Genomic DNA, 17,158 nt, shown 5'->3' with positions numbered 1-17,158 from the left:
AAACTCTCGTTCGGCAGCGCAGCAACGGGGCCTTTATAATGCGCGTCTGATACCCATCTATGACGGCATCCCGGTCAACCCGGACCGTCCGGCGAGCCTTATCCCGCCCGCCGCAGCCGCCTTTTACGGATTCGCACATGTCCACGCCCAAACACGCCAAAGTCCTGATTCTCGGTTCCGGCCCCGCCGGCTACACGGCTGCCGTCTACGCGGCACGCGCCAACCTGTCCCCGGTGCTGATCACCGGCATCGCACAGGGCGGCCAGCTGATGACCACGACCGATGTCGAAAACTGGCCGGCGGACGCGAAGGGCGTGCAAGGCCCGGAACTGATGGCGCGCTTCCAGGAGCACGCGGAGCGCTTCAACACCGAAATCGTCTTCGACCACATCCACACCGCGAAGCTGCACGAAAAGCCGATCCGGCTGATCGGCGACTCGGGCGAATACACGTGCGATTCGCTGATCATCGCGACCGGCGCGTCCGCGCAGTATCTCGGCCTGGCCTCCGAGGAAGCGTTCATGGGCAAGGGCGTGTCGGCCTGCGCGACCTGCGACGGCTTCTTCTATCGCAACCAGGAAGTCGCGGTGATCGGCGGCGGCAACACGGCCGTCGAGGAAGCGCTCTACCTGACCGGCATCGCGAAGAAGGTCACGGTGATCCACCGCCGCGACAAGTTCCGCGCGGAGCCGATCCTGATCGACCGCCTGCTGGAGAAGCAAAAGGAAGGCGTCGTCGACATCAAGTGGGATCACGTGCTCGACGAAGTGACGGGCGAGGAATCGGGCGTCACGGGCCTGCGTATCAAGAACGTGAAGACCGGCGCGACGGAAGACCTGCACGTGCAGGGCGTGTTCGTCGCGATCGGCCACAAGCCGAACACCGACCTGTTCCAGGGCCAGCTGGAGATGAAGGACGGCTACATCCTGACGAAGAGCGGCCTGCAAGGCAACGCGACGTCGACGAGCGTGCCGGGCGTGTTCGCCGCGGGCGACGTGCAGGACAACGTGTACCGCCAGGCGATCACCAGTGCGGGCACGGGCTGCATGGCCGCGCTCGACGCGCAGCGCTACCTCGAAAGCCTGCACGACAAGAAGTAAGCGGGGAGCCTTGCCGCGGCGGGCGCTACAATGGCGTCCGCTGCCGCGAAGCGGGCTCTACCGGAAAGCCGCTGCCGCCGCGCAGCGGCTTTTTTCTGCCCGCGCGCCCGAACGCGCCTGCTCCGTTACCGAATCATGGCGAAGAACCAGCCCCATCCGAGCGATCCCGCGAAGCGGAAGATCGCTGCCCGCCCCGTCCCCGCGGCGCCCGCCGCGCCGCCGCCCGCGCCCGATGCGGCCGCGTTGCGCGGCCAGGGCCTCGCGGGCCTCGGCGCATTGCGCAAGTCGCTGCAAGGCGAAGCCGATCGGCGCGAGCGCGCGCGCATCGAAACCGTGCAGGCCGAGCGCAAGGCGGAAGCCGACGCGAACCTGTTCCGCAACGAAATCGGCACGATCCGGCCGCTGAACGCGCCGCCGCGCGCGTCGTCGGGCCGCATGCCGCCCGACCCGGTGCCGAAACAGACGCAGCGCGACGAGGAAGCCGTGCTGAATGCGACGCTGTCCGACGAATTCGATCCCGAGACGCTGCTCGACAGCGACGACTCGCTGTATTACCACCGCCCCGGCATCAGCCGCGACGTCGTGCGCAAGCTGAGAAGCGGCGCATGGATCGTGCAGGCGCAGATCGATCTGCACGGGATGCGGCGCGACGAAGCGCGCGATGCGCTCGCCGAATTCATCCGCGAAGCCGGCAAGAAAGGGCTGCGCTGCCTGCGCGTGATCCACGGCAAGGGGCTCGGCTCGATCGGCAAGGAACCGGTGCTGAAGGGCAAGGTGCGCGCGTGGCTCGTGCAGAAGGAAGAAGTGATCGCATTCTGCGAGGCGCGCGGCCACGACGGCGGCGCGGGCGCGGTGCTGGTGCTGCTGCAGCCGCACGCGGCGCCGGCCGACCGGGGGCCGCGTGCCGCATCCTAGGCTGACGCTCGCGATCGCGATACTGGAGGCGATCGCTACGCTGGCTTTCGCGATTTCGGGGTTCATCGAGGCGCGCAAGAACCGCCTCGACTCGGTCGGCACGTTCGTCGTCGCGCTCGCGACCGCCTTCGGCGGCGGCACGCTGCGCGACATCCTGCTCGAGCGCCGGCCGTTCTACTGGGTCGTGCACGACGACTATGTGATCGCGATCTTCGTGCTCGCGCTGTTCGCGCCGTTCGTGCTGCGCATGCTGTCGCGGCTGTCGGCCGAACGGCTGCTGCTGATCGCCGACGCGATCGGGCTCGGCATCTTCAGCATCTCGGGCACGTCGATCGCGCTCGACGCCGAGATGCCGCGCTTCATCGCGGTGATGATGGGCGTGATCACCGGCGTGGTCGGCGGGATCGTCCGCGACGTGCTGTGCAACGACATCCCGCTGATCCTGCGCGATTCGCGGCCGTACGCGACCTGCGCGTTCGTCGGCTGCTGGTTCTACCTGCTGCTCGTGTGGCTGCAGTTCGACTCGGTGTACAGCGTGCTGCTCGCGACCGGCTTCATCCTCGTCGCACGGCTCGCGACGTTCAAGTTCGACGTGCGGTTGCCGCATTGACCTGACCGACGCATCCGCGGACGAATCGTCCGCATCGCGGAAACGAAAAAGGGGCCGTTCATCGAAACGGCCCCTTTGTCTTTCGTTCAGCGCAAGCGTCGCGTCACGCGATCCGCTCTTCCGACGCCGGATCGAACAGCACGGCCTTCGACACGTCGAACAGCAGCGACTGCGTCTGCCCCGGCTGCGGGTTCGCGGCCGGATGCACGCGGCTCACGATCCGCTTGCCGTTCACCTGCGCGAACACGTGCGTGTCCGGGCCGGTCGGCTCCGTCACGTCGACGCGCACGTCGATCGGCTGCAGCTTCGACGTCTCGCCGTGATGTGCGTTGCGCGCGTCGGTGATGCGCTCCGGACGCAGGCCGAGGATCACCTCGCGGCCGACGTGCGACTTCAGTTTCGCCGCGTCGAACGGCAGGATCAGCGCGCTGCGCGCGAGGCCCGTGTCGATTTCGAGCGCGATCCCGCTGCCCTGCTCGACCAGCTTGCCGTTGATGAAGTTCATCGGCGGCGCGCCGATGAACCCCGCAACGAACAGGTTCGACGGCGAATCGTAGATCTCCTGCGGCGCACCGAACTGCTGGACCACGCCGTCCTTCATCACCGCGATCCGGTCGCCGAGCGTCATCGCCTCGATCTGGTCGTGCGTCACGTAGACGATCGTCGTGCCGAGACGCTGGTGCAGCAGCTTGATTTCCGCGCGCATCTCGATGCGCAGCTTCGCGTCGAGGTTCGACAGCGGTTCGTCGAACAGGAACAGCGACGGATCGCGCGCGAGCGCGCGGCCCATCGCGACGCGCTGGCGCTGGCCGCCCGACAGTTGGCCCGGCTTGCGGTCGAGCAGATGCTGGATCTGCAGCATCGCCGACACGCGGTCGACGATCTGCTGCTGCTCGTTCTTCGGCACCTTGCGGATGTTCAGGCCGAACGAGATGTTCTCGCGCACCGTCATCGACGGATACAGCGCGTACGACTGGAACACCATCGCGATGTCGCGATCCTTCGGCGACAGGTCGTTGACGACCTTGCCGTCGATGCAGATCTCGCCGCTCGTGACGGTCTCGAGCCCGGCGATCATGTTGAGCAGCGTCGATTTCCCGCAGCCCGAGCCGCCGACCAGGATCAGGAACTGTCCGTCCTCGATCTCGATGTCGACACCCTTCAGGACCGGCACCCCGTTCGGGTAGGTCTTGTACACGTCACGGATGGAAAGGCTTGCCATGCTGTGAATCCTCTGTCTCGTCTCGCGCGGCGCACTCGGGCGCCGCGTCGGGTTCGTTTCGATGCGCCGCGCGTGGTGCGCGGCCGGTTCGTCGTATCGGATAACGCCGCGCCTACCCCTTCACCGCGCCCGCCGTCAGCCCGCGCACGAAGTAGCGGCCGGCGACGATATAGACGAGCAGCGTCGGCAGCGCGGCGATGATCGCGCCGGCCATGTCGACGTTGTATTCCTTCACGCCCGTCGACGTGTTGACGAGGTTGTTCAGCGCGACCGTGATCGGCATCGAATCGACGCCGGAGAACACGATCCCGAACAGGAAGTCGTTCCAGATCTGCGTGAATTGCCAGATCAGGCACACCATGAAGATCGGCAGCGACACCGGCAGCAGGATCTTCGTGAAGATCGTGAAGAAGCCGGCGCCGTCGATGCGGGCAGCCTTCACGAGTTCGGCCGGCACGCTCACGTAGAAGTTGCGGAAGAACATCGTCGTGAACGCGATCCCGTACACGACGTGCACGAACACGAGGCCCGGAATCGTGTTGGCGAGGCCGAGCATCCCCTGCAGGCGCGCCATCGGCAGCAGGATCACCTGGAACGGGATGAAGCAGCCGACCAGCATCATCGTGAACAGCGCGTCGGCGCCGCGAAAGCGCCAGTGCGTGAGCACGTAGCCGTTGAACGCGCCGATCAGCGAAGAGATCAGCACGGCCGGAATCACCATCTGCAGCGAGTTCAGGAAGAACGGCTTCATGCCGTCGCAGCGCACGCCGGTACAGGCGCCGCTCCATGCCTTCACCCACGGGTCGACGGTCCACGTGGTGGGCGGCGTCAGCAGGTTGCCGGTGCGCAACTGGTCGAGATCCTTGAACGACGTCGACAGCATCACGTAGATCGGGAACAGGAAATACAGCGCGAACAGGATCAGTGCCGCATAGATCACTGCCCGGCTGATCGTCATCTTAGGCTGCATTGCGGGTGCTCCTCGATTCCATATACATCAGCGGCACCAGCACCGCGACGACGGTCGCGAGCATCATCACCGAGGACGCCGCGCCGAGCCCGAGCTGGCCGCGGTTGAACGAAAACGTGTACATGAACATGGCCGGCAGCGACGACGACGTGCCCGGGCCGCCCGCCGTCAGCGCGACGACGAGGTCGAAGGTCTTGATCGTGATGTGGCAGAGGATCAGCAGCACCGAGAAGAACACCGGGCGCATGCTCGGGATCACGATCTTGCGGTAGATGGTCGGCAGCGTCGCGCCGTCGACCTGCGCGGCCTTGAAGATCTCGCCGTCGACGCCGCGCAGCCCCGCGAGGAACAGCGCCATCACGAAGCCGGTCGACTGCCACACGGCCGCGAACACCACGCAGAAGATCGCCTTGTCCGGATCGTCGAGCCAGCCGAACGAGAAGCTGGTCCAGCCCCAGTCGTGCATCACCTTCTCGAGGCCGAGGCCCGGGTTCAGGATCCACTGCCATGCGGTGCCGGTCACGATGAACGACAGCGCCATCGGGTACAGGAAGATCGCGCGCAGCGCGCCTTCGTTGCGGATCCGCTGGTCGAGCAGGATCGCGAGGAACAGGCCGAGCCCGACGCAGATCGCGATGAACGGGATCCCGAACCAGCCGAGGTTCGCGGCGGAGGTCCACCACACGTCGTTCTGGAACAGATCCGTGTAACGGCCGAAGCCGTCGAATTCGTAGTTGGGCAACAGCCGCGAGCGGGTCAGCGACAGATAGCCGGTAATCAGGATGAAGCCGTAGATGAACACCACGGCGATCGCGACGCTCGGCGCGAGCACGAGCTTCGGGATCCAGCGATCGGCGAAGGCCGACATCGGCGACGTACGCCGTGCGGCGGCAGCGCCGGATCCGTTTCCGCTAAGAGGGGCAGCCACTTGATTCGACTCCTGGAACGAGGGCGACGCAGGCCGGGCCGGCGCCGGGTACGGCACGGGCCCGCGGGCGAGCCCGTTTGCTGCACATGCAAAAACGCCCGGCCGATGAAGCGTGTCCGGCCGGGCGCCTGGCGCGCGTTACTTGACCTTCGCGGCCTTCGCGAGCGCGGCGACCGCGCTCTTCGAATCCTGCTGCGAGTTCATGAACTTCGTCACGACGTCCGTGATCGCGCCGGCGGTCGCGTCGCTTTGCGCCATGCCGTGCGCGAGCGACGGCACGAAGCCGCCCGACTTGATCGCGGTCTGCTCGTCGGCGTACGACTTCTTCGCGCAATCGTCGAACTTGTCCATCTTCACGCCGAGACGCACGGGCACCGAGCCCTTCAGCAGGCTGAACTGCTCCTGGAAGTCCGGCGTCATGATCGTCTTCGCGAGCGCGAGCTGGCCCGGCGTCGCGTTCTTCTCGCCCTTCTGCTGGAAGAACACGAACGAGTCGACGTTGAACGTGTACGAATTCGCGGTGCCCGGCACCGGCGCGCAGACGTAGTCCTTGCCCGCCTTCTTGCCGGCGTTCTCGAACTCGCCCTTCGCCCAGTCGCCCATGAACTGCATGCCGGCCTTGCCGTTGATGACCATCGCGGTCGCCAGGTTCCAGTCGCGGCCGTTACGGCCGTTGTCGAAGTAGCCCTGGATCTTGCGCACCGTGTCGAACACCGACAGCATCTGCGGCGACGTCAGCGTCGCCTGGTCGAGGTCGACCAGCGCCTTCTTGTAGAACGCCGGGCCCTGCGACAGCACGACGTCTTCCCACAGCGTCAGGTCCTGCCACGGCTGGCCGCCCATCGCGACCGGCTGGATGCCTGCGGCCTTCAGCTTGTCGGCCACCGCGAAGAATTCAGGCCAGGTGGTCGGCACCTTCGCGCCGACCTTGTCGAGCGCGGCCTTGTTGATGTACAGCCAGTTGACGCGGTGCACCGAGAACGGCGCGGCGACGGTATGGCCCTTGTACTTGATGATCTTGTCGATTTCCGGCGGCAGGTTCTGTTTCCAGTCGCCGGCGGCCGAATCGATGTTGACGAGCACGCCCTGGTCGGCCCAGTCCTGGATCAGCGGGCCCTTGATCTGCGCGGCCGACGGAGAATCGCCGCTGATCACCTTGGTCTTCAGCGCGGTCATCGCCGCGGCGCCGGCGCCGCCCGCGACCGCGAAGTCCTTCCACACGTAGCCCTGCTTCTGCAGGTCGTCCTTCAGCACGCCGACGGCCTTCGACTCGCCGCCCGAGGTCCACCAGTGCAGCACGGTTACGTTCTCGGCTGCCTGCGCCGCCACGGCGCCAGCCATCAGGCCTGCGGCGCAGAGCGCGCCCATGATCGAGCGAACTTTCATTACTTATCTCCTCCAGACTGAATCAACTCGTGAGGTTCCCTGACCGGGAACCGGCTTCTTGATAACGACGGGGAAATCGAGCCGCGGGACGCATGCAGCGTACGGGGCCGATGACCGGCCGGGCTCTTACAGAAAGCGTGAATCGAGATTCAACGGCGTGTCTCCTCTTTGTGTTTCTGGCCCGCCGCGATGATGCGACGCGAGCCCGGGGCCGACGGCACGCCAACGGTGCGCGCCGCCAATGTCCGATAACATTCGGCACAAGGCGCTCCCGAAGGCGAAGCTCGCGCAGTTCATCGACCGCACTTCTTTTTTTCTTCACCCAGGTGCTACCCCTTGCGGCGGATTGTAGTTAAACTACAATTCAGTGTCAAAAATATTTTTATCGCACTACGGATCGCTTCCGGGCACCCCCAACACGGCGGAGACACATGCATACCGATTCCAGCTTTACCTTCGTACTTTTCGGCGGCACCGGCGATTTGTCGATGCGCAAGATCCTGCCCGCGCTGTTCGAAGCGCATCGCGCGAACATGCTGGCGACGGGCGGCCGGATCGTCGCCGTGGCGCGACACGAATCGGATCGGGCGGCCTATCTCGAATGGGTCGACACGCACGTGAAGCCGCATGCGGCGAAAGCGGCCGGCAAAGCATTCGACGACGCGGCATGGCAGTCGTTTCTCGACCGCATCGAGTACGTGAACCTCGATCTCGGCCGCGCGGAGGACTACGTCGTGCTGCGCGACGCGGTCGCCTCGCTGCCCGGCATCCGCGTGTTCTATCTCGCGACGGGCCCGTCGCTGTTCGTGCCGATCTGCAAGGCGCTCGCGGCGGTCGGCCTGAACGAAGGCGCGCGCATCGTGCTCGAGAAGCCGCTCGGCTACGACCTGAAATCGTCGAACGCGATCAACGACGCGGTCGGCGAGATCTTCGCGGAAGGCCAGATCTACCGGATCGACCACTACCTCGGCAAGGAGCCGGTACAGAACCTGCTCGCGCTGCGCTTCGGCAATGCGCTGTTCGAGCCGCTGTGGCGCCGCGAATGGGTCGAGAGCATCCAGATCACGATCGCGGAAGAGCTCGGCGTCGAGGCGCGTGGCGATTTCTACGACAATACGGGCGCGCTGCGCGACATGGTGCAGAACCACCTGCTGCAGCTGCTGTCGATCGTCGCGATGGAGCCGCCGCACTCGATGGATTCCGACTCGGTGCGCGACGAAAAGCTGCGCGTGCTGCGCGCGCTGAAGCCGGTCGACCCGCGCGACATCGGCAAGGTTGCCGTGCGCGGCCAGTATCATGCGGGCGTGATCAAGGGCGCGCAGGTGCCGGCCTATGCGACCGAGCCGGGCGTGAAGCCCGACAGCCAGACCGAAACCTTCGTCGCGCTGAAGGTCGAGATCGAGAACTGGCGCTGGGCCGGCGTGCCGTTCTTCCTGCGCACCGGCAAGCGTCTGGCCGACCGCGTCGCGGAGATCGTCGTCAACTTCCGCCCGGTACCGCATTCGGCGCTGGGGCCGACCGCGCTGCGCCCCGGTTCGAATCGTCTCGTGATCCGGCTGCAGCCGAACGAGACGATCCGCCTGTACTGCCTCGCGAAGCAGCCGGGCGAAGGGATGAACCTCGCGAGCGTGCACCTCGACCTCGCGTTCGACCAGTTCTTCAAGGAAGGGCAGATGGAGGCGTACCAGCGCCTGCTGCTCGACGTGATCAACGGCCGGCTCGCGCTGTTCGTGCGTCGCGACGAACAGGAAGCCGCATGGCAGTGGGTCGAGCCGATCCTGAACGAATGGACGCGCACGCTGAAGCCGCCGAAGCCGTATGCGGCGGGCACGTGGGGGCCGGCCGCGTCGAGCGCGATGCTCGCGCAGCACGACACCTGCTGGCTCGAAGAAGAAAACTGAACCAAACCGTTGCGGCGTACGCCACCGTACGCGGCAACGTGCATCACGATTCGTACGATTTGAACAGACAAAGCAGTCCGGAGGAGATGTGATCGAGATCCACGCTTTCGACACCCAGGAAGCGCAAAGCGAAGCGCTCGCGCGCGCCGTCGGCGAAGCGCTGCGCGCGGCGCTCGCCCGCCCCGCGCGCCCGACGCTCGCGGTGTCCGGCGGCACCAGCCCGCGCCCGTTCCTGCATACGCTGTCGCACGCGACGCTCGACTGGGCCAGCGTCGACGTCACGCTGGTCGACGACCGCTGGGTGCCGGACGACGACGCGGCCAGCAACGCGCAACTCGTGCGCGACACGCTGCTGCAACACGCGGCGGCCCCTGCCCGCTTCCTGCCGCTCGTCGACACGCGCACCACGCTCGATGCGCACGTCGCCGCGCTCAACGCGAACGCCGACTACCGCGTGCCGACCGTCGCCGTGCTCGGCATGGGCGAGGACGGCCACACCGCGTCGATCTTCGCCGACGCGCCCGAATGGGACCACGCGATCACGACGCCCGAGCGGTTCGTCGCCGTGCATCCGGGCGCCGCGCCCCATGCGCGCGTGAGCTATTCGCTCGATGCGCTGAAGCGCGTCGACCGGCTGTTCCTGCTGATCGCGGGCGAGCGCAAACGCGACGTGCTCGACGCCGCGGCCGCGTCGCTGCAGAAGAACGCGATTTCCCAACTGGCCAACGACAAGGGGACCCAGCTCGATGTCTACTGGTGCGCAAAGTAAGGCGGTCGTCGCGGGTCAGCATGCCGACGGCCCGCGCCTGCTCGCGGACGTCGGCGGCACCAACGCGCGCTTCGCGCTGGAAACCGGCCCGGGCGAGATCACGCAGATTCGCGTCTATCCCGGCGCCGACTATCCGACGATCACCGACGCGATCCGCAAGTATCTGAAGGACGTGAAGATCAGCCGCGTGAACCACGCGGCGATCGCGATCGCGAACCCGGTCGACGGCGACCAGGTCACGATGACCAATCACGACTGGAGCTTCTCGATCGAGGCGACGCGCCGCGCGCTCGGCTTCGACACGCTGCTCGTCGTCAACGACTTCACCGCGCTCGCGATGGCGCTGCCGGGCCTGACCGATGCGCAGCGCGTGCAGGTCGGCGGCGGCGCGCGCCGCCAGAACAGCGTGATCGGGCTGCTCGGGCCCGGTACCGGGCTCGGCGTGTCGGGCCTGATTCCGGCCGACGACCGCTGGATCGCGCTCGGCAGCGAAGGCGGTCACGCCTCGTTCGCGCCGCAGGACGAGCGCGAGGATCTCGTGCTGCAATACGCGCGCAAGAAGTTTCCGCACGTGTCGTTCGAGCGCGTGTGCGCGGGCCCCGGCATGGAGATCATCTATCGTGCGCTCGCCGCGCGCGACAAGAAGCGGGTGGCCGCATCCGTCGACACGGTCGAGATCGTCGAGCGCGCACATGCGGGCGACTCACTCGCGCTCGAGACGGTCGAATGCTTCTGCGGGATTCTCGGCGCGTTCGCGGGCAGCGTCGCGCTGACGCTCGGCGCGCTCGGCGGCGTGTACATCGGCGGCGGCGTCGCACTGAAGCTGGGCGAGCTGTTCACGCGCTCGTCGTTCCGCGCGCGCTTCGAGGCGAAGGGCCGCTTCACGCACTACCTCGAGAACATCCCGACCTACCTGATCACCGCCGAATACCCGGCGTTCCTCGGCGTATCGGCGATCCTCGCGGAACAGTTGTCGAACCGTTCGGGCGGTGCGTCGTCGGCCGTGTTCGAGCGGATCCGCCAGATGCGCGACGCGCTGACGCCGGCCGAGCGCCGCGTCGCCGATCTCGCGCTGAACCATCCGCGCTCGATCATCAACGATCCGATCGTCGACATCGCGCGCAAGGCCGACGTGAGCCAGCCGACCGTGATCCGCTTCTGCCGCTCGCTCGGCTGCCAGGGGCTGTCGGATTTCAAGCTGAAGCTCGCGACCGGTCTCACCGGCACGATTCCGATGAGCCACAGCCAGGTGCATCTCGGCGATACGGCCACCGACTTCGGCGCGAAGGTGCTCGACAACACGGTGTCCGCGATCCTGCAACTGCGCGAGCACCTGAATTTCGAGCACGTCGAGAACGCGATCGAGATCCTGAACGGCGCGCGCCGCATCGAGTTCTACGGGCTCGGCAACTCGAACATCGTCGCGCAGGACGCGCACTACAAGTTCTTCCGCTTCGGGATCCCGACGATCGCGTACGGCGACCTGTACATGCAGGCCGCGTCGGCCGCGCTGCTCGGCAAGGGCGACGTGATCGTCGCGGTGTCGAAGTCGGGGCGCGCGCCCGAACTGCTGCGCGTGCTCGACGTCGCGATGCAGGCCGGCGCGAAGGTGATCGCGATCACGTCGAGCAACACGCCGCTCGCGAAGCGCGCGACCGTCGCGCTCGAGACCGACCACATCGAGATGCGCGAGTCGCAGCTGTCGATGATCTCGCGGGTCCTGCATCTGCTGATGATCGACATCCTCGCGGTCGGCGTTGCGATTCGTCGCGCGTCGACCAACGGTGAGTTGCCGGAGGCCGTCGCGCAGGCGCGGGCGCGAGCGAGCGACGACGAAACGGCCGACGTGCTCGACTGGTTGAGCCACGGCGCATCGCCGGCGGCGAAGGACGTCGCGCGGGACTGACGCTTCGACGAAACGCCGTCGATCCACGACACCCCGAACGCTGGATTCAAGCCGGCGTTCGGGGTGTTTTTGCATGATCGGCATCGGCGCGAACAACAGCGGCTCGGCAGGTATCGACGATGCCTTCTACCTATGGCTGCGCGTGACGTCATACGTTCGTACACGCTCCTATTTTCGAACAAGTCCAATTGTCAGGAGTTGCCCAGGCTCGGTAACTTCCTTCACTCCGCGTGATGCAGCCATCCCGGTCCGACGCGAGAAATGACACGTTTCTCACAGAACCCCGATTGGCTTCGACAGCATCACGTTCATCCAGTTTGCGGAGAGGGATATGCCTAGACCACGTTTTTCAGCCGCATGGGCAGCATGCAATGCGCATTTACGCGCCGATAAATTCCGCGGAGAAAGTTGCCTTGACGATTGGTGGCAACGTGGCCACCAATATCCAGCGATGTGACAAAGCAGAAGTGATCAAATTCCCGCCTTCGCTGGGAGGCAGCACCCTGGGCAATAGGCACGGGATCGTTCTCTTCGAGGTTTCAGCCTCGTCGATAGCCTGAGAGAGGAATACTATAATGAACAATACCTATGCCGTTGGTACACATCGAGATCTCACGCCAATGGAACTGTTTTTCCTTATCTTTATCGATGAGACATGCAAGGAACTTGGTGTTGACGATGTAGCAGCAGTGGTTGCCATTGTGGCCGGTCAAAATTGGATGCCAACACGAGCAAAGCCCTTTGGTACCACGCCGGGGAATTCTGTTGCGTCGATATTGAGTCGCAAGTATCTGGACTACGATTTGAAGAAGAAAATCCTCCCAACATTGACCAATGCCAGCGTCAAGCGCTTGAAGTTCATTCTGGTAAGAAACATTGGGGTTTTCGTTGGGCGCGCAGTTCCTGTCGTTGGGTGGGTCATTGCTGCCAAGGATGTCACGATGATCAGCATTCGTTCCGTGTCGCGCTATAACGCGCTTGTTAAGCCTGAGGACAAGGTGTTCTGATGAGCCAGTTTACATGGGACGAGTTTGAGGATTTCGTGAGAAAGGAGGCCGGTGTCAGCCCCAAAAAAATTCTCACAAAAGATCATGCCGTCGAGGGTGATTTGGATATCACTGGCGACGATGCGGTCGAGTTTATGGAGCGCTTCTTCGATAAATTTCCAGTGCAAGTTGGAGATTTTGAGTTCAATCGCTACTTCTCAGGAGAGGGCTTTAGCTTGATTGAAGTGGCGCGGATGGCTTTCTCCAGAAAACGCCGAGAAAAATATGACAAAGTACCACTGACTCTAGGCATGCTCTATCAGGCTATTTTGGATGGAGAGTGGAGCAATCAGCGCTTGGAAAGCCTACCGCGCTGATTGCTCCTAGCCACATAGACCGGTTCATCTTTTAGGCGATGTGTTGGATCTGTGCATACCTCTGGAGTCTGCCATCAGACAAAATCCACTGCTCCGGTGTGTGATGTTCTGGGCCCTGATGTTCGCGGCACAACCCAGCCACGCCACGGATACGTCGTCGTCGCCACAAGCCGGCGCCCGAACCTACGCGCAGAACTACAAGGACATGGTGCTCGCCGAATGCGTCGCGACCGCTTATCGGAATGAACCGTCCGCTGCGATGGACGCGGGAAGCAGCGCCAGTGCACTAATGGATTGGACCGACTTCGATCTGGAACGGAACCCCGACACGGGCAAATCGCTGGTCAATCGTTTTCTTGCACGCGACTATCGCAATCCGATCGTCGAATCCGAAATCAAAGGCGTGAAATTCGATTTTTTGAAATGCCTGGATCTGTACCACAGCAGGGAACTCGACGCCCAAGCCAAGCGGTTCGTGATCAACCCAAAGCGCAGCTACGAACTCGACAATCGTTCGTCTGACCGTTCCAGGTGACGCGGGCTTGAAAAGACAAATGCATGGGCCGCATTGACGACACGCGCATCCGGACACCGCGAAATTGCTGTTCGACGCGACGGGGTGCCCGCGAGGTGATCAGAAGCAAATCGCAGCCCAGGCTCGTTCACGCTCCACGGTTCCCTCGCCCGCCTGTCCCGTCACGTGGCTCAAGCGCCCGCTTTCACCGGCCGTCCATGCCAGCGCAGCACCAGATAGCGCCCGACGAAGCACAGCACGCCGGTGACGCCGATCGTCACGCCCATCGCGAACGGCGTGCCGTCCGCGAGTGCGCCGATCGCGACGCTCGCCAGCGCACCGAGCGCGAGCTGCATCGCGCCGAACACCGCCGCCGACGCGCCCGCGTTGTGCGGATAGCGGTGCATCAGGTCGGTCGTGCAGTTCGCGGACAAAATCCCGACCACGCCGACGACGAAGAACAGGCACACGACGATCGACCACAGCCCGCCCAACCCCGTCAGCGCGACGAACGCGACCGCGAGCGACGCGATGCAGCTCACGAGCGATGCGGCCGAGATGATGCGCAGCGAGCCGATGCGGCCGACGAGCCGCGTGTTCGCGAAGTTGCCGATCATGATCCCGACGACGTTCAGCCCGAACAGCAGCCCGTAGTGCTGCGGCGACACGTGGAAATACTCGATGTACACGAACGGCGTCGCGGTGATGTACGAGAACATCGACGCGAACGCCATCCCGCCGCACAGCATGTGCCCCCATGCGACGGGGTCGGACAGGATGCGCCCGTACGACGCGAACGACGCGAGCACGGCCGCGCTCTTGCGCCGCTCCTTCGGCCAGGTTTCAGGCACGCGCAAGTACGCCGTCGTCGCGCATAGCGCGCCGAACACGGCCAGCACGACGAACACGCCGCGCCAGCCGGAGAAACGCAGGATCTGGCCGCCGATCAGCGGCGCGAGCAGCGGCCCGACCGCGGTGACGATCGCGACCATCGACAGCACCTTCGCCGCGTCGCTCGGCTCGTGCGCGTCGCGCGCGATCGCCCGTGCGAGCACCGACGCGGCGCCGGCGCCGAGCGCCTGCAGGAAACGCACGACGATCAGCATGTCGATCGAGCCCGACACGAAGCAGCCGATGCTCGCGAGCGTGAACAGCGCGATCCCGCCGAGCAGCACGGGGCGGCGGCCCCACGTGTCGGACAGCGGGCCGTACAGCAGCATGCCGATCGAGAAGCCGGCCATGAAGCTCGTCAGCGTGCGCTGCGCGGCGCCGGGGCTCACGGAGAAGCCCGCAGCGATCGACGGCAGGCTCGGCAGGTACATGTCGGTGGCGATCGGCCCGCAGGCCGCGAGCGCGCCGAGCAACAGGATCAGCCGGGCATCGGGCCGGCGCCGGACGACGTGAGACATGGGTATCCGGAATGGGAGCCCGCGCGCATCGGGGCGCGCGTGGCGGTGAAGACGGGAGGCCGCGCCGCAAGCGGCGCGTTCAGGCCCATGATTGTACGCGCAACTTTTTTGCCTGCCTCGCGCCACGTGCGGCGGCGGGCGGCGATACACCCACGCTCGTCGTGCGCCGAACGAGCACGCGGGTGGATTCGATTAAGCTTGCTGCTTGCCTCTCTTGTCTGACCCATTCGACATACGACCGAACCGATGACCGCTTTCCTGCTGATCTGGAGCCCCAAGAAATGGCCATGGCCCGAGCTGCCCGACGTCGCCGCGCGCGTGAAGGCCGGCGAGGCCGTGCATGACGTGTGGGGCTGCGGCTTCGCGCGCGGCATCCTGCCGGGCGACCGCGTGTTCCTGCACCGCGTCGCGAAGGAACCGAAAGGTGTGTTCGGCTCCGGCTACGTGACGCGCGCGCCGTACGAGGTGCCCGATCCGTCGACCAAGCGCGGCTACCGGCTGTGCATCGACTTCGTGTACGACTGGCTCGTCGACGCGCATCAGGACGTCGTGATTCCGCGTGACGCGCTGCGCGTGCATCCGTACTCGGTACAGACGTGGGACGCGCAGAGTTCCGGCACGTCGATCAAGCCGATGGTCGAAGGTCCGCTCGAAAAGCGCTGGGCCGAACTGACCGGCAAGCGCAAGCCGCCGCGATAGGCGGAAACCGGCTCGAATCGGGGCCGCCTTCCCGCTTAGGCGTCCCTTTCGCGCGCCGAAAGGCCGCAGACCGCCCGGCGGGCCTGCCGCGCGTGTCTCCGGTACAATCAGACGATCGTTCCGCCCAGGCGCCGCGGCCCGTGCACTGGCCCCCGCGCCCTTCTCTCGCAGGTTTCGCTCATGTCCAACAATCAGATCCTCTTCGAACGCGCCCAGAAGACCATTCCCGGCGGCGTCAACTCGCCGGTGCGCGCGTTCCGTTCGGTCGGCGGCACGCCGCGTTTCGTCGCGCGCGCGCAAGGCCCGTATTTCTGGGATGCCGACGGCAAGCAGTACATCGACTACATCGGCTCGTGGGGCCCGATGATCGTCGGCCACGTCCATCCCGAAGTGCTGTCGGCCGTGCAAAACGTGCTCGCCGATGGCTTCTCGTTCGGCGCGCCGACCGAAGCCGAGATCGAGATCGCCGAGGAAATCTGCAAGCTCGTGCCGTCGATCGAGCAGGTGCGGATGGTGTCGAGCGGCACCGAGGCCACGATGAGCGCGCTGCGTCTCGCGCGCGGCTTCACGGGCCGCAGCCGCATCGTCAAGTTCGAGGGCTGCTACCACGGCCACGCGGACAGCCTGCTGGTCAAGGCCGGCTCGGGCCTGCTGACGTTCGGCAACCCGACGTCGGCCGGCGTGCCCGCCGACATCGCGAAACACACGACCGTCCTCGAATACAACAACGTCGCCGCGCTGGAAGAAGCGTTCGGCGCGTTCGGCGACGAAATCGCCGCGGTGATCGTCGAGCCGGTCGCCGGCAACATGAACCTCGTACGCGGCACGCCCGAATTCCTGAACACGCTGCGCGCGCTGTGCACGAAGCACGGCGCCGTGCTGATCTTCGACGAGGTGATGTGCGGGTTCCGCGTCGCGCTCGGCGGCGCGCAGGCGCACTACGGCATCGCGGCCGACCTCACCTGCCTCGGCAAGGTGATCGGCGGCGGGATGCCGGCTGCCGCGTTCGGCGGCCGCCGCGACATCATGGCCCACCTCGCGCCGCTCGGCGGCGTCTACCAGGCCGGCACGCTGTCGGGCAACCCGATCGCGGTCGCCGCGGGCCTGAAGACGCTGCAACTGATCCAGGCGCCCGGCTTCTACGACGCGCTCACCGCGCAGACGAAGCGGCTCGCCGACGGCCTCGCGGCCGAAGCGCGCGCGGCCGGCGTGCCGTTCGCGGCCGACTCGATCGGCGCGATGTTCGGCCTGTACTTCGCCGAGCGCGTGCCGACCAGCTTCGCGGAAGTCACGAAGAGCGACACCGAGCGCTTCAACCGCTTCTTCCACCTGATGCTCGACGAGGGCGTGTACTTCGCGCCGTCCGCGTACGAAGCCGGCTTCGTGTCGAGCACGCACGACGACGCGGTGATCGACGCGACGCTCGCGGCCGCACGCCGCGCGTTCGCGGCACTCGCTGCCTGACC

At 65.5% G+C, this 17,158-nt stretch carries 16 protein-coding genes; 11 read left to right on the top strand and 5 right to left on the bottom strand.

The window, feature by feature from the left end; all coding sequences use genetic code 11:
• The first annotated feature begins 137 nt into the window (after positions 1-137).
• The 3 genes from trxB to JYG37_RS06660 all read left to right on the top strand — a co-directional run bounded on the left by trxB (position 138) and on the right by JYG37_RS06660 (position 2,625).
• Complete coding sequence (trxB, locus tag JYG37_RS06670; protein WP_050011600.1) at positions 138-1,100, top strand: thioredoxin-disulfide reductase; 963 nt, start codon at positions 138-140, stop codon at positions 1,098-1,100.
• 135 nt (positions 1,101-1,235) lie between these two features.
• Positions 1,236-2,015: a Smr/MutS family protein gene (locus tag JYG37_RS06665; RefSeq protein ID WP_213345960.1), complete on the top strand. Its 780-nt coding sequence runs from the start codon at positions 1,236-1,238 to the stop codon at positions 2,013-2,015.
• Positions 2,002-2,625 carry a trimeric intracellular cation channel family protein gene (locus tag JYG37_RS06660; protein WP_011544829.1) on the top strand — a complete coding sequence of 208 codons (624 nt, stop codon included), beginning with the start codon at positions 2,002-2,004 and terminating at the stop codon, positions 2,623-2,625. Before JYG37_RS06665 ends, JYG37_RS06660 begins: the two co-directional genes overlap by 14 nt.
• A gap of 103 nt (positions 2,626-2,728) precedes the next feature.
• On the opposite strand, the gene JYG37_RS06655 is transcribed toward JYG37_RS06660, so the two are convergent.
• From JYG37_RS06655 to JYG37_RS06640, 4 genes are all read right to left on the bottom strand, one after another.
• Positions 2,729-3,847 carry an ABC transporter ATP-binding protein gene (locus JYG37_RS06655; protein ID WP_050011602.1) on the bottom strand — a complete coding sequence of 373 codons (1,119 nt, stop codon included), beginning with the start codon at positions 3,845-3,847 and terminating at the stop codon, positions 2,729-2,731.
• Between the two features lie 112 nt (positions 3,848-3,959).
• Positions 3,960-4,817, bottom strand: coding sequence for a carbohydrate ABC transporter permease (locus JYG37_RS06650; RefSeq protein WP_011544828.1), 858 nt, complete (start codon positions 4,815-4,817; stop codon positions 3,960-3,962).
• Positions 4,807-5,745: a carbohydrate ABC transporter permease gene (locus tag JYG37_RS06645; protein ID WP_213345959.1), complete on the bottom strand. Its 939-nt coding sequence runs from the start codon at positions 5,743-5,745 to the stop codon at positions 4,807-4,809. The genes JYG37_RS06650 and JYG37_RS06645 overlap by 11 nt, the downstream gene beginning before the upstream one ends.
• 138 nt (positions 5,746-5,883) lie before the next feature.
• A complete protein-coding gene (locus JYG37_RS06640; RefSeq protein WP_124629861.1) occupies positions 5,884-7,131 on the bottom strand; it encodes an ABC transporter substrate-binding protein in 1,248 nt (415 codons plus the stop codon).
• A gap of 431 nt (positions 7,132-7,562) precedes the next feature.
• On the opposite strand from JYG37_RS06640, the gene zwf reads away from it, so the two are divergent.
• The 6 genes from zwf (at position 7,563) to JYG37_RS06610 (ending at position 13,605) form a co-directional block, all read left to right on the top strand.
• Positions 7,563-9,032, top strand: coding sequence for a glucose-6-phosphate dehydrogenase (gene zwf / locus JYG37_RS06635; RefSeq protein WP_124556065.1), 1,470 nt, complete (start codon positions 7,563-7,565; stop codon positions 9,030-9,032).
• Positions 9,033-9,120: 88 nt separating this feature from the next.
• Positions 9,121-9,801, top strand: a complete 681-nt coding sequence (pgl, locus tag JYG37_RS06630) for a 6-phosphogluconolactonase (RefSeq protein WP_050011604.1) — start codon at positions 9,121-9,123, stop codon at positions 9,799-9,801.
• Positions 9,779-11,707 carry a bifunctional transcriptional regulator/glucokinase gene (locus JYG37_RS06625; protein ID WP_124637787.1) on the top strand — a complete coding sequence of 643 codons (1,929 nt, stop codon included), beginning with the start codon at positions 9,779-9,781 and terminating at the stop codon, positions 11,705-11,707. Before pgl ends, JYG37_RS06625 begins: the two co-directional genes overlap by 23 nt.
• Before the next feature lie 575 nt (positions 11,708-12,282).
• On the top strand, positions 12,283-12,714 hold the full coding sequence (locus tag JYG37_RS06620) for an STM2901 family protein (protein ID WP_213345958.1): 432 nt from the start codon (positions 12,283-12,285) through the stop codon (positions 12,712-12,714).
• Complete coding sequence (locus tag JYG37_RS06615) at positions 12,714-13,070, top strand: DUF1493 family protein (protein ID WP_124556067.1); 357 nt, start codon at positions 12,714-12,716, stop codon at positions 13,068-13,070. Before JYG37_RS06620 ends, JYG37_RS06615 begins: the two co-directional genes overlap by 1 nt.
• A 103-nt stretch (positions 13,071-13,173) precedes the next feature.
• Positions 13,174-13,605 carry a type VI secretion system amidase immunity protein Tai4 gene (locus JYG37_RS06610; RefSeq protein WP_213345957.1) on the top strand — a complete coding sequence of 144 codons (432 nt, stop codon included), beginning with the start codon at positions 13,174-13,176 and terminating at the stop codon, positions 13,603-13,605.
• 170 nt (positions 13,606-13,775) lie between these two features.
• Here the strand turns inward: JYG37_RS06610 and JYG37_RS06605 are convergent, their stop codons facing one another.
• Positions 13,776-14,993 carry a Bcr/CflA family multidrug efflux MFS transporter gene (locus JYG37_RS06605; RefSeq protein WP_213345956.1) on the bottom strand — a complete coding sequence of 406 codons (1,218 nt, stop codon included), beginning with the start codon at positions 14,991-14,993 and terminating at the stop codon, positions 13,776-13,778.
• Positions 14,994-15,239: 246 nt separating this feature from the next.
• Between JYG37_RS06605 and JYG37_RS06600 the strand changes: the two genes are divergently transcribed.
• Positions 15,240-15,692: a hypothetical protein gene (locus JYG37_RS06600; protein ID WP_012328082.1), complete on the top strand. Its 453-nt coding sequence runs from the start codon at positions 15,240-15,242 to the stop codon at positions 15,690-15,692.
• Positions 15,693-15,872: 180 nt separating this feature from the next.
• Positions 15,873-17,156, top strand: coding sequence for a glutamate-1-semialdehyde 2,1-aminomutase (gene hemL / locus JYG37_RS06595; RefSeq protein WP_050011610.1), 1,284 nt, complete (start codon positions 15,873-15,875; stop codon positions 17,154-17,156).
• Positions 17,157-17,158: the final 2 nt, after the last annotated feature.

The organism is Burkholderia sp. LAS2, assembly GCF_018417615.1.
In the GTDB taxonomy this organism is placed as follows: domain Bacteria; phylum Pseudomonadota; class Gammaproteobacteria; order Burkholderiales; family Burkholderiaceae; genus Burkholderia; species Burkholderia sola.
This window is presented reverse-complemented; position numbering and strand designations above follow the sequence as displayed.

Excerpts from the sequence above, each read along its gene's own strand:
- trxB (WP_050011600.1), top strand. The coding sequence starts at position 138 with ATGTCCACGCCCAAACACGCCAAAGTCCTGATTCTCGGTTCCGGCCCC.
- JYG37_RS06665 (WP_213345960.1), top strand. The coding sequence starts at position 1,236 with ATGGCGAAGAACCAGCCCCATCCGAGCGATCCCGCGAAGCGGAAGATC.
- JYG37_RS06655 (WP_050011602.1), bottom strand. The coding sequence starts at position 3,847 with ATGGCAAGCCTTTCCATCCGTGACGTGTACAAGACCTACCCGAACGGG.
- JYG37_RS06650 (WP_011544828.1), bottom strand. The coding sequence starts at position 4,817 with ATGCAGCCTAAGATGACGATCAGCCGGGCAGTGATCTATGCGGCACTG.
- JYG37_RS06640 (WP_124629861.1), bottom strand. The coding sequence starts at position 7,131 with ATGAAAGTTCGCTCGATCATGGGCGCGCTCTGCGCCGCAGGCCTGATG.
- zwf (WP_124556065.1), top strand. The coding sequence starts at position 7,563 with ATGCATACCGATTCCAGCTTTACCTTCGTACTTTTCGGCGGCACCGGC.
- JYG37_RS06625 (WP_124637787.1), top strand. The coding sequence starts at position 9,779 with ATGTCTACTGGTGCGCAAAGTAAGGCGGTCGTCGCGGGTCAGCATGCC.
- JYG37_RS06620 (WP_213345958.1), top strand. The coding sequence starts at position 12,283 with ATGAACAATACCTATGCCGTTGGTACACATCGAGATCTCACGCCAATG.
- JYG37_RS06615 (WP_124556067.1), top strand. The coding sequence starts at position 12,714 with ATGAGCCAGTTTACATGGGACGAGTTTGAGGATTTCGTGAGAAAGGAG.
- JYG37_RS06610 (WP_213345957.1), top strand. The coding sequence starts at position 13,174 with ATGTTCTGGGCCCTGATGTTCGCGGCACAACCCAGCCACGCCACGGAT.
- JYG37_RS06605 (WP_213345956.1), bottom strand. The coding sequence starts at position 14,993 with ATGTCTCACGTCGTCCGGCGCCGGCCCGATGCCCGGCTGATCCTGTTG.
- JYG37_RS06600 (WP_012328082.1), top strand. The coding sequence starts at position 15,240 with ATGACCGCTTTCCTGCTGATCTGGAGCCCCAAGAAATGGCCATGGCCC.
- hemL (WP_050011610.1), top strand. The coding sequence starts at position 15,873 with ATGTCCAACAATCAGATCCTCTTCGAACGCGCCCAGAAGACCATTCCC.